Here is a 13,269-nt window from a genome sequence, read left to right on the forward strand (position 1 = left end):
AGCGGATACACCACTTTTTGGAGCGCTTTCCTTTACTTTTGGAGCGGATACACCACTCCTTGGAGCGCTTCCCTTCACTTTATGAGCGGATACACCACTTTTTGGAGCGCTTTCCTTTACTTTTGGAGCGGATACACCATCCCTTGGAGCGCTTTCCCTTACTTTTGGAGCGGTTACCTGTCTCCTTGGAGCGCTTTCCCTTACTTTTGGAGCGGATACAACACCCCTTGGAGCGCTTTCCCCCACTTTTCAGCGAGGATCCCCCTTCTTGGTGCGTTTTCCTCAACTCTATGCAGTTACACTTCTTTGCAGTGCACTCACCCTCACCGCTCAATCGAGGACTACTTTTTCATTCACCTCAAAGAATATAAAAAAGCAGTACAAAACTGTTTCGTTTTGTACTGCTTCTACTATATTACGATCTTTTTTTCATACCCTTTAATAATTGGGCAACATTGGTGTCTTCTGCCTGTACAGGTTTTTCCTCAACGAGCTGTTCTTTTTTCTTCGGTTTTGTGAGGAAGCTCCAGCCAAAACGCCTTATTGTAATATCAATAAAGAATAGTAGCATGCCTGCTAGGAGAAGCCATGAGGCAATGTTTTGACGGTCCGCTCCTTTTTTTGCAAAGTCACGGAAAACTTCTTGTGGTTCCTTTAAGACAGATCCACCAGTTTGTTTGGTTAATTCTTCTACTAAATGTTCATTTACAGGAAGTAGTTCATATTCAGCACTATAAGGAACGCTTAGTCCTGCTTGATATATGGCCTGCTTTTCATCAGCTATACGGAAGAAAATTAATCCTGGTTCAGCCTGTACAGTAGCTCGAACTTGAGAGGTCGAAATGGTTTCAAGTTGTGTTTCTAGCTCTTCACCTGCTTCATTAACTGCTACAATATCTAAAAATGCTGCTTCATTTGTAGGATCTGTAATCATAAAGGAACCATCTGTTTCCAATCTCACATCGTAGGCAACATCATTATAACTAGGAAGCATTTGTGAAATAAGTGTTTGCCAAAATGTCCCCCAATCCTGCCATCTTGCCCAATCTCCTGTCCATTTTCCGGTAGAATCGGATGTAAAGGCGAATGTTTTACCTAGACCGTATTGCCACTGTGCTAACACAGGATCTTCCTTCTCACTTTCTGCAATGACGGTAGCTCCTTGTTTAGCTGTTGTCCCAATATATGCATTCATTTGAGGGACACCATTAGCAAACAGTGTATTCCAACCTGCCGCATTATAGATTGCTGGATAAAATGGGTTATCCTCAATATAGGTACGGGAAATCATAGCTGTTTCACGAGATAAAATAGAAGGAATGGTTTGCTCATCAATAACATCGTAGAAACGACCACTGCCCATGTCACTTAGCGCTTCTAGTAAGTTTGCGTCGGCATCTTGACCAATCGCAACAGTCGATAATGTGATACCGTTCTCTTTCCCATCAGCAATTAAATCTTCATAATTCCCTGACTGTGATTGCCCATCTGTTAAGAGAATAATATGTTTACGTTGCAGCTTTAGATCTGCAAGATTTTCATAGGCTTTTGCAAGTGAACTATAAATCTCTGTTCCACCACCTGGTGTAACGGATAAAATCGTATCTACTGCTTCTTCTTTACTACTCAGAGGCGCTGTCTCTATAATCTCCCATGGCCGATCATCAAAGGCGATAAATCCTAATGTATCTTCATCGCGCAACATTTCTACTGAACGTGCAGCAGCTTCCTTAGCAAGCTCGAGCTTGGACCCAGACATACTGCCAGAACGATCGAGTACAATGACTAATCCTAATGAAGGTAGTTGCTCTTTTCCCTTTATTTCCATTTCTACAGGTAATAAAGTTTCAATTGGCGTTTTGAAATAGCCCCCTAAACCAAAACTGTTTTCCCCTCCAACCATGGTGAAACCTACACCAAAGTTTTTGACAGCTTGCTCAATAACACTCATTTTTGCCTCACCTACTAAATGGCCAGGAACATTGTCAAAAATGATTGCATTATATTGCAAATAGCTGGACAGTTCATTTGGTAAACTTTTATGCTCGATAACATCAAAGGCTATGGATTGACTACCAAGTGCTGCTGCGATAGGTGAGGCTGTTTCGTAACCATTGACAATGAGTAAATGTGGTTCACTTTGCACCATTGTGACACTTGTTAACTTATTGTTTTCAAAAATAGCATCCTGTCCTACTTGTACAACAGCCTCATATTTTACTAGTCCTTCAGCAGTCGCTGCGTGCTTATAGGTAAACATATTCGTACCTTCATTAAGCTCAATAGACTCACGATGAATAAGCTCATCATTTTCATATAATAGCAGCTCACCTTTACCTGCTGCTGTTGCATAAATCTCTGTCACTAATTGTTGCTGCTCCCCTACATAAGCAACTTGAGGGGATACAAAGCTTTTTAGCGAAACATCATGCACAACAGGCTGACTAAAAGGTACAACATCTACACTAATGTTAGAGTCTTTTAACCTTGTAGCGAATTCTAAGACATCTCCTTTTGTCTCATTAGCATCAGTTAATAGCACTAAACGAGTTGCTTTTTTTGGATTAACAATACCAGTTGCCAGTTGGAGACTTTGTTCAATATTCGTTTGATCGGTTGCTTTTATTTCAGTAAGCTTCGGTACTTCCTTTAGCGTTTTTGATAATATGGCTTCTGTTTGTAAAGTGGAAGAAAAAGAATACACCCCTGCAAGCTGTTGATCCTTTTTCGATTGTAGGCTTTCCTGTATAAACTGAACCATCTCATCTTCTGTACCATTCATAGAAGCAGAACGGTCTATTAAATACACAATTTGTTCTTCTTTTATGGGCAATAATAGATAGGGACCAGCTAACGCAAAAACTAAGCACCCTACTGCGATTATGCGAATAGCAAGCACAACAACATGACTCTTTTTTAGTCGCTGCCTTTCACGAAAATAAGTCCATCCAAAATAGAAGAACAATGGAAGTAATAGCAACAATACTAATGGCCAATCAATTCGTAAATCCACGACGTCGTTGCACCTCCCACTCTGAAACAAGCAATATTAAAATAATAATAATAAGCCAAGGTACGAAAGATGCCTTTGATATTTCTTCCTTCCCATTGTCTGGGATGTCACCTAAGGTAAAGCTTGTCCCTTGTTCAATGACACGTTCTTGTGCTTGTAATTGCACGATAAAATGTTTTTCCTCATTATTTGAACGAACCATATAAATACCTGGTTGTTTTGGTGCAATTAGCATGCCATTCGTGATAGATGATTGAAACTCATCTTCTTGTGAATAAACACTCCAGTCTCCTTGTGCTAAAGCAACCGCACGCTGCTCATTTGGTGTGAAAATACCAAGGGAACCAACAGATTCTGATAATTGCTGTTCAATACTCCATAAAAATAGCGGGAATGATGGATGTAATGGCCAATCTGTATCAGCAATATCGGCTAAAACAATGATATCCCCTTTCGGAGAACGTTGAATGAAAGGTTCATCCCCCACAGAAGCAATAGTTTGATAATCTGCAAATCCAGGATAAATAGCATTTACATAAACATCCTTTAGTTCACTAAATGCAAATAAGGCGTCACTTTGAATACTTATTGTGCCCTTTACTTCCATCTTTTCAGCATCATCACGACCAAATAACACAAGAGGCTTTTCCATTTTCTCCAATAAAGCCGTTTGGTTCGTAATCACATTCGCATCCAGATTGTCTGCTACTTGCAGTGATGGAACGATTTTCACCCCACTACTAACGGTTTGAAAGCCTTTTTGTATCAACTGATGCATGCTTTGATCAACAACCATTTTTGAAGTATCGGTTTGTAGTAGAACGGTTTGTTGATTATCTACCTTATAATCATCTTTTGCATCGATAAGAGCAGTCATTGACTTTGTTAAAGGTAAATTTTTGAATGTTTTTGTAATAGCTTCATTGGGAGGCACAACTACACTTTCTGCTACAACCTCTTTCCCTTCAGCATTTTGCAAAGCTAGTGTTACCTTTTGCTCGTCAGGTGTATCGTTATGTAGCTGTACAAGTGCCATCGTAGCCTGTCCATCTGTCGTAGCAGCAAATCGTGTAATAGCGATATTTGTTAAGTCCTTTGGAGCCCCTCTTACTAGCCATTTCAATGAGTCTTTGTCCATCGGTAATTGTTTTTTATTAAGTGTATCTGTAAAAACATAAATAGAAGTTGGCGTATCACCAACAAATGCCTGTGCAACATCAAGTGCCTTGTTTATTTCTGCGGTTTCATAGGTTACTTGTAAATTTTTAATCGCTTTTTCAATTTCATTTGTGTTTGTTTCTCGCTGTAAAACGGCTTGTGGAGTAGCACCAGTTGTTATTAATGTGACAGGTCTCCCATTTAGCTCGCTCATTAATGACAACATTTCCTGTTTATGTGTATCAAAGGTTGATTGATCTTTACCTGCTAGCATCGTAGCTGAAGTATCAACGATAAATATCGTTTGTGCACCAACAATCGTAGATTTTTTAACATACGGATTCATGAGTGCCAATACAAGCAGCAATAAGGCAAGCAGCTGTAAATAAAGTAAAGCATTTTTTTGTAAATGCTTTAAATAAGGCGATACACGGGTTTCCTGCATAATTTCAGACCAAAATAAAGTTGAAGAGACAGTTTGATCTGTATACTTTTTACGAAAGAAATAATAAAGTAGGACAATGACCGGGATGATGGCCGTCCAGCTAAATATAATTTGACTAAAGCCCAATACGGCTCACCTCACCTAATCCAATGTGCTTTTAATAATTGTTGGAAAATCGCATGTTGAAAACCATCTTCCACTTTCAATTGTATTTTTCGAACACCAAAGCGACGACAAATGGCCTCTAACTCTTCTTCATGTAATAATCGCCTTGCATGATAGGTTTCTAGAACTTTAGAGGACATCGTTACATTGACATCTTTCCCTGTTTCACGATCTAGGAGGCGGACATCACCGGAATAATTGGGTGAAAGCTCCTCCTGGGTTACAATTTGCAACATGCGAACATCGCCTGCATATCGTGGTAACCTTTTTAACAGCTGTTCCCATTCCTCAATCGGCTCTAACCCATCTGTGATAATGAATAGCACAGTACTATCTTTAGGTAAAGCTTTTAATGCCCCCTGGGCGAAACTGCTAGAGAAACTAGCTTCCTCTATTTCAGTCACTACCTGCAAAAAAGCACGGCGATACATTGCACCCTTACGTCGAAATGGCGGTTTTCCTTCATGTTGGACAAATGAAAAGGATAGGCGATCATCTCGCCCTAGTACCATTAAACCGAGGGACGCCACTATTTGACGAGCAAATAGCCATTTGGCTTCCTCTCCCATCGATTTGGTAGTATCTAGCAATATATGGACACGCATCTCTTGTTCATCTAGAAACCTTTTAATAAAGTATTTATTTGTTCTCGCAAAAACGTTCCAATCTACTTGACGAACATCATCACCTAAATGATATTCTCGAAAATCTGAAAAATCGAGGGAGGCCCCGAAGCGCTGTGAACGGTGTGAGCCCTTATGTTGCCCACGTAGTTTGGAGGCCGTCGCTACTTGGAAACGACTGATTTTCGCTAACCAGTCTTCGGGCAATAAGTATTTCTCTGTCACTTGCTTATACCTTGCTGAACTTTTTCTAAAATAACATCAATTACATCATCTGTTGTTTTTCCTGAAGCCTCCCCTTCATAATTCAACAACATCCGATGACGTAAAACTGGTTTTGCCACGGATTTAATATCTGCTACAGAAACATGGAAACGTCCATTCATCAATGCTCTAGCTTTTGCCAATTTTATTAAGCTTTGCAATCCACGTGGACCACTGCCATACATAGCATATTGTTTAACCTCATCAAGAGCATCTGGTCTTTCAGGATGTGTAGCCACCACTAGGTCAGTTGCATATTCTAACATTTCATCGGCAACCATTACTTCCTTCACCATTTGTTGTGCTTCGATAAGAGCCTCTGTATTCATGAGCTTCTGTAAATCAATTTCTTGAGCGCCTGTCGTTCGTTTCATAATTTCCATAAGTTCATTTTTTTCAGGGTATGGTACAAGAATTTTACAAAGGAAACGGTCCATTTGCGCTTCAGGTAATGGATAAGTTCCTTCCATCTCAATTGGGTTTTGCGTTGCTAATACGAAAAAAGGTTTCGCCATTTTTTTCGTATCCCCCAAAATCGTCACCGTTTTCTCTCCCATTGCTTCTAACAAAGCACTTTGTGTTTTTGGTGTTGCACGATTTATTTCATCGGCTAACACCATCTGACTAAAGATTGGCCCCGGTTGAAATGTAAATTGCTGCTTACCATCAGGTGTACGTTCAATAATACTCGTTCCTGTTATATCTGCTGGCATAAGATCTGGTGTAAATTGAATACGTGAAAACGACAGATCAAGTACTTCAGAAATTGTACGAATTAACATCGTTTTCCCTAAACCTGGTAAACCCTCTAACAATGCATGACCATCCGCTAGTACTGCAAACAATGTATAATCAATTGCTTCTTCCTGCCCAACAATGAAACGATGAATTTCTTCTTTAACTTGTTGTAATTTCGTACTCATTTCAACATACTGTTGCTCTGTAAATGCCATTTCTTTTCCTCCTACTGCGACTCAATTGACGTGAAATAAGATTGCACGACATTTTGTAAATCCTTCGGTAACTGTAAACGCTCTGAGCTTTCTAAATAGCTGTCTTTATAGGAACCAATTACCTCTTCATAAGGTCGAATGGAGCCCTTTGTTATGGGGCCATTTCCTTGTTGTTCAGAAACATGCGTACCATCTCCTAGTGTTCCACCATCCACAGATGTTTCACTGGATCCTCCAACCCGATTCGGTGTCGTTAATAGATTTCGACTACCCTGACCACTACCTGCTCCTTGACCTTGGCCCTGTCCTTGACCTTGGCCTTGGCCTTGTCCTTGACCCTGTCCTTGACCTTGGCCTTGACCCTGTCCTTGGCCTTGACCCTTACCATTTGGTTGTTGGGAACTACTTTGGGCATTATTTTGACCAGACTGACTTGGCTGATTACTTGGTTGAGAATTACTTGATGATTGTTGATTGTTACTGTTTCCGGTACTAGCATTGGCAATCGCATTTTGTAAGGAATTACTTGCTGGTTTACCAAGCTTACTCATAGCTGTTTGTGTGGCATTTGCATTTTCTGTTAGATCTTGCTGCATTTGAGCAAGTTCTTTTAGCTGCTCAATCTCATCCTTCGATAATTCTTGATCTTCTGTAGCGCCATCTTGACTAGCTGTTTGTTTATCCTTTAATTGCTGCTCCTTTAATGCTAGCTCCTTTTGTTTTTTGACAACTTCTCGTAAAGCTTCTTCTGCTGTTTCAGTCTCTTTTAAAGTATTTTGAAGTTCTTGCAATTGCTCTTTTACTTCTTTTGTCTGTGCCTTTTTCTCTAGTTCTGCAACTTCTTTTTTCATATCTTCAATTACAGCTCGTTCTTTTTCAACCTCTATCGCTTCTATTTGTGTAGCTGCCGGGAACATATAAAGAATAGCTAGGACAACTATTGTAATAAATAGACCGATAAACGCTTTAGGACGAAACATATTTTTCTTTCGAGCCTTAAAATCCGCAAAAGCTTTTTCAACATTCTCTATGGCTTTAGATAATAAAGATTGAACAAGGGGGTCCTGATCATTTTTAAATGATAGCGCTGTAACTAACTCATTGTGTGAAAAATATTGATCGAGTGTATGCAAAGCCTCTTTCTCGTTAACACGTCTCCACCATATGTAAACAATAGTTACAATCATAACGGTAACAAAAACACCAATCGCTATTTGACGATAATATGGCCAGACAAATAATCGTGAAATAAGGACGAGAGAAGCACCCGAAAGCAATGCAAAAAACAAGCCATATTGTGCAATAGGAAGGCTTCTTTCAAAAGTTAAACTCGACTTTGCACGCTGAATATATTTTCGTAATTGCTTACGCCGCTCCATAACTATTCCTCCTCATCGGTTACTTTTCATATTGGCACGTAATTTTTTGATCGCTATCGTTAAACAAAGCACAATGATGAATACATAAGCGATTAAATAAGTAATCCAGACAGGTAATTTCACACCAGAAAGTTCAGCTAACGCATCTCCCATCTCTGGTGAAATAAGCGTTAACATTAAGGCACCTGGATTGATGGATGCCCAAAAATAAGTCATAAAGGAGGTACTAGTACCAACAGCGTTCCCCATCTGATGAAAGGCCATCGTTAAAAAGAAGAAGAATGCTGTAATACCTCCTAAAAAGATGATAGAGCCATATGTGGCAATCATGGCAACAATCGTTCTTTTGGTAATCGTTGAAAACATAACACCTATACTACCTATTGCTACGACAGTGACTAAATAAAATAAGAATATGGAAATCAGCTGTGAAGGTGAAACACCACCGAATAAAAATACTAAACTATATAGTGGCAATCCTGCCACCAGCATCAATACTAGAAATGCTACGGAAGATAATAATTTTCCAACTACAATTTGTGTCGAACTTTGTGTTGTTGTTAGTAAAATATTTAATGTTTGTTTTTCACGCTCACTACTAATAGCACCTGCAGTCAAACTCGGTGTAATAAAAAGAACTAATGCCATTTGTAAAATTGTTAGTACAGCAAACATCATAAAGCTTGTATCTGGTCTAAAGAAGCCCTTGCCAGTAAACTCCGTTGTAAGCAATAAAAATCCTGCAATGAAAATACAAAGTACTGCTAAATAAAACATTAAACCTGAGAAACTTTTAAAAGAACGGAAGCGTAACTTCAATTCTTTTACGAGTACTGGATTATAAAATCTCTCCATCATTGATTGTCCGCTCCCTTCGTAATAGCCATAAAGACATCCTCTAAATCTTTTTCTTCTTCATTCAATGCATAGATCGGTAAATCAGCAAGCATTGCCTTCTTCAGTAATGCTATCTGTTCGGCATTTGTACCGCGATAGTTAAAGGCAATTTCTAAACGATTGTCGATCACATCAATAGATGAAACATGTGGATCTTCCTCTAAAAATGCACGGACTTCTTCTAGTCGATCTGTTATTTTCAGCACAATCCGCTTTTCTCCCTGTAACTGGGCTTGAATTGCAGCTACATTGCCATGCGCAATTAATTTGCCATTATCAATAACCCCGATTTCATCACACATCTCTGCAAGCTCTGGTAAGATATGCGAAGAAATCAAAATGGTTTTCCCCATTGACTTTAAATTTCGTAAAATATCACGCATCTCTACACGTGCACGAGGATCCAATCCTGATGCAGGCTCATCTAAGATCAATACCTTTGGATCATGGATAAGGGCACGGGCAAGACATAACCGTTGCTTCATCCCACGAGATAATAAATCTACATATTCATAGCGTTTGCTTGTTAAATTCACAAGCTCTAATAGTTGAGGAATTAGCACTTGACGCTCTGCCAGTTGAATACCGTAGCTCGCACCATAAAAATCTAGATATTCATCTACTTTTAACTGATCATATACACCAAAGAAATCAGGCATATAACCAATTTGCTTTCTTACTTCTTTCGGTTCCTTCACAACACTTTTGCCATTAATCAGTGCATCACCAGAAGTAGGTGATAATAATGTAGCTAAAATAGAGAATGTTGTTGATTTCCCTGCTCCATTGGCACCAACAAAACCAAATACTACACCCTCTTCTAAGGAAAGGTTTAAATGATCTAATGCTGTAAAGGAGCCGTATCGTTTCGTTAAGTCACGAATTTCAATCATTATTTTGCCACTCCTTTCAGCTCTATATCTGGTAGCTTCGTTTGCTCTCCTGATGGATCAGGACCATATTTGATTTCGATTCGAAGCTCCCCATCTTGGTTAAAGTACTTTGAAATGTTATCCGAAAATACTTGTTTTGTATCCACTAAAGGCTCGTACAAATTCGTTTCATTATTCCATATCGACAGCTGCATACGCTTAACATCCTTATTAGAAATGGTCAGTTCATTTAGTGATTGAACAGCATCCATAAATTGATCTGGCATTGCCATCGTTACTTCGTATAAACCATCTGATAGATACCATTGGTTCAATTCCTCATCAATTTTTTCATAATAGCCACTTGCAGATAGTGGAGCTAATGTATAGTTAAAGTTATTGCGCTTCATCGTAAATGGACCTGATAGCTCCACCTTCCCTTTAAATGGTTGAACAAGCATTGTAATTGGTGACATATTGGCACTTGTTTCAAGTTCAACCCCTACAATAGCTTGATCTGTCCAAGCAGTAAGAATCGGCTGTCTATCATTTTCTACGAGTGGCAACGCCATCGTTTTCATTCGTTCAATACGCATTGGATCTACCTCATCCTTCGTCGATGGGTAACTATAGTTGTAACTATTAAATGAAGATGGCTTTTGAAGAACAGTTGTTTTCAGTTCCTTATCAACCTGTAAAGTTCCATTCGCTTCAATATCACCTAATTTTACTTCTTTCACACCAGAGATTAATGTGACATCCTTTAATGCAAATGGGAAATTATTTTTAACCGTTCCTGACAGCTTTTCATTTTTTAATGTGATATCAATATCCATTTTGCCGATATTTTGAGCTGACGATTTTCCTGCAAAGGATTGCACGGACCAATAGCTTAAGTCACGTAATGTTAGCGTTGAACCATTGGCATTTTCTTTAATATAGGAAGACTCATGTAGAGCTCCCATCGTGCCAGTAAAATTATTGTAACTTCTTAACGCAACGGCAGTCGTGTTTTTATCTGCATTGACTACAAAATCACCACTACGATTCGTTAAAATAGATTCCACATAATATCCATTTACACTACTATCCTCATTTACCTTATAAAATGCAGATTGTTGAACTTGTGGCTGAACAATTCGATCTTTCGCCCCAACAATAAAGAGAACAATTGAAAGAACAATAGAGATGGATGGAATAACCCACCATGCATGCTCACGCTTATCCATTTTTTTTAGGACAAAGTACAAAATTGGACCAATGATTAAAATATAAAGAATAATGACGATTAGCATATAGCCTACTGATACTTCAAAGGATGGGAATAACTCATTAATGTTACGAAGCTCATAAGAAATTTGGTCAAATGGTGATTGACCCTGCCTCATCATCCCTTGCTGTGAAATGCTCTGAACATCAATCATTTTAGCTATAAGTGCCGCGTAGCCATCCATTGACGAAAGTGGTTGATCTCCTAACGAGAAGGCTGTTTGAATAACTTCTCCACTACCAACTGCTTTCTTTGCTGCTAACACTGCATTGTTTTCAGTTAGTACGGGTAGACTTCCTTCATTAGTTTTAGCAGCGTAAACTGAAATAGGCTGTGTAAAAATACCGCCACCAGACAATTTTGTTAATGCCTCTGCAGAAATCGAAGTCATCTCTTGTGATAATGATAATGGTAAATAGTCTTTTAAAATCCCTGCTGTTGCATCGATTTGATCAGCAGCCCCTAAGAGTAATGTACCGCCATCTTGTACCCATTTAAGTAAGGATTCTTGTTGTTTTTGTGATAAATCGGCGATTGCCACTTCATCTACAACAATTACATTCGCCATAGCAAGTCCCTGTGAATCTTCTGGGAATGTATAATCTTTTAATTGATTAATATTAAATACTTCCACATTACTTTGAGCGACAAAAGTGGATAAACGTAAAAATGCTGAAAGTCGATCACTTTTATCCGTCAGTGTATAAATAAATGTTGAAGAGGGATCTAAAAAGTTAGATTGTAGACGTTTTGTCCCTTTATAGGCAATCTTTTTTCCTTTTTCAATACTCCCTTCATAAAAAGCAAATAGATCTGCCTCCGAATAACTATAGTCAGCTAAACCATCCAGATAGAAAGTAAATGTCTTTTCTTCTCCTGCTGCTATATCAATTGGAACGACCATTGCTGATGCAGCCTCATAGGAATTGGCAGAATTAATCGCCATATCTCCTGAAAAATCTGCGCCATTATTTTTTACCGTAACTTGTAGCGGCACTACTGATTGATATTTAGCTTTACCTGAAATACCTGCTGTTGCTTTTACCTCTAGTGTAGCAGCAGCACTTGCTTGTGCTGAAGGCAACATAAAGCTAATTACAAGCATAATTAATAAGGTCAGTGCCGTGATTTTTGTCTTTTTCAAAAGCTCAACCCCTTTTTATGTAAATAGATGGTTACATAATTATACGATTTAAATTGTAGTTTGTTCCATTTCTTATGACATCTTCATGAATATTCATAAACTCTTAAGAAATTTAGGTCCTCTATAATGAAAAAAAGGCAATCCCGAAAGAGCTTGGAACTGCCTTATTTCCTAATTTGTATAATCAAACAAACAACGAGCATGATCCTGCACTACTTCAACAAACGCCTCTACCTGTCTTAATTCAAAGGAGGATTCATAGCCAATTAGCCAAGTATCTCGCGTAAGACCAAACTCTTTTTCATCATTTGTTAGAGGGATTTTATGAATTGCATCATGGTCATTTAACGTAATGGAGGGTAGTATAGCATATCCAATACCATTTAAAGCCATTTGCTTACAAATCTCAATTTGATCCACTAAAATTTGTTTCCTTGGATTTGAAGCAAAATGCTGTTGCCACCATTGTTGAATTTCTTGATAGTAGTTGGAATCACTTTTATATTGAATAAATGGACGGTCTGTCTTTAGAACATCTTCAATAGTCTTAACCTCTTTATCCACTAAATAAAGCGTATCTCTAAAAAGATGAATCTTTTCTCCCTTCCAGTCAACCTGCCCTCGTACAATGCCAACATGTGCTTCACCCTCATAAAGTGCTTTTACAATTTCAGAACTCCAACCAGTCATAAGAGATATTTTTGCCTCAGGATATTTTGATACAAAGTCCTTCAAAATTTTCGGAAGCCAGTTTTGGCCTACAATAGAGGCACAGGCAATTTTCAATGTCCCATTTACCTTTGTTGTTAAGGATTGAATCGTTTCAAAAATCTCTTCCTTTTTAGTTAGCATCTCCTTTGCATACGCAATTACCTGCTCGCCAGCTGGTGTTGCTGTTAACCCCTTTTGTGAACGAATAAATAACTGTGCACCCCAGTCTTTTTCAATTGTTTGCAAACGTTGAGATAGAGCTGGTTGGGATAAAAATAGACGTTCTGCTGCTTTTCGCATATTGCGTTCTTCAGCTAAAATTTTTAAAATTTCTGCCTCTGTTGCCATCAATCTGTAAACCTCCAATACAAGCAA

Annotated in this window: 9 protein-coding genes and 1 pseudogene; all 10 read right to left on the reverse strand. The window is 38.6% G+C overall.

Features of this window, described 5'->3' with window-relative positions:
- Positions 1–246, reverse strand: a pseudogene (locus RT445_RS10205) (hypothetical protein); the annotation flags it as partial.
- 169 nt (positions 247–415) lie between these two features.
- Complete coding sequence (locus RT445_RS10210; RefSeq protein WP_312504770.1) at positions 416–3,013, reverse strand: VWA domain-containing protein; 2,598 nt, start codon at positions 3,011–3,013, stop codon at positions 416–418.
- Complete coding sequence (locus RT445_RS10215) at positions 2,997–4,742, reverse strand: vWA domain-containing protein (protein WP_312504771.1); 1,746 nt, start codon at positions 4,740–4,742, stop codon at positions 2,997–2,999. Before RT445_RS10215 ends, RT445_RS10210 begins: the two co-directional genes overlap by 17 nt.
- 11 nt (positions 4,743–4,753) lie before the next feature.
- Positions 4,754–5,629, reverse strand: a complete 876-nt coding sequence (locus tag RT445_RS10220; protein WP_274795766.1) for a DUF58 domain-containing protein — start codon at positions 5,627–5,629, stop codon at positions 4,754–4,756.
- Positions 5,626–6,621: an AAA family ATPase gene (locus RT445_RS10225; RefSeq protein ID WP_312504773.1), complete on the reverse strand. Its 996-nt coding sequence runs from the start codon at positions 6,619–6,621 to the stop codon at positions 5,626–5,628. The genes RT445_RS10220 and RT445_RS10225 overlap by 4 nt, the downstream gene beginning before the upstream one ends.
- An 11-nt stretch (positions 6,622–6,632) precedes the next feature.
- Positions 6,633–8,000, reverse strand: a complete 1,368-nt coding sequence (locus RT445_RS10230; RefSeq protein ID WP_313470520.1) for a hypothetical protein — start codon at positions 7,998–8,000, stop codon at positions 6,633–6,635.
- A 12-nt stretch (positions 8,001–8,012) separates the two neighbouring features.
- Positions 8,013–8,858, reverse strand: a complete 846-nt coding sequence (locus RT445_RS10235; protein ID WP_274795763.1) for an ABC transporter permease — start codon at positions 8,856–8,858, stop codon at positions 8,013–8,015.
- Positions 8,855–9,790, reverse strand: coding sequence for an ABC transporter ATP-binding protein (locus RT445_RS10240; RefSeq protein ID WP_274795762.1), 936 nt, complete (start codon positions 9,788–9,790; stop codon positions 8,855–8,857). The genes RT445_RS10235 and RT445_RS10240 overlap by 4 nt, the downstream gene beginning before the upstream one ends.
- Positions 9,790–12,183 carry a DUF7408 domain-containing protein gene (locus RT445_RS10245; protein ID WP_312504779.1) on the reverse strand — a complete coding sequence of 798 codons (2,394 nt, stop codon included), beginning with the start codon at positions 12,181–12,183 and terminating at the stop codon, positions 9,790–9,792. Before RT445_RS10245 ends, RT445_RS10240 begins: the two co-directional genes overlap by 1 nt.
- A 171-nt stretch (positions 12,184–12,354) precedes the next feature.
- A complete protein-coding gene (locus tag RT445_RS10250) occupies positions 12,355–13,242 on the reverse strand; it encodes a transcriptional regulator CcpC (RefSeq protein WP_274797272.1) in 888 nt (295 codons plus the stop codon).
- Positions 13,243–13,269: the final 27 nt, after the last annotated feature.

Origin of the sequence: Lysinibacillus sp. (assembly GCF_032093475.1) — a bacterium.
Lineage (GTDB): Bacteria > Bacillota > Bacilli > Bacillales_A > Planococcaceae > Lysinibacillus > Lysinibacillus irui.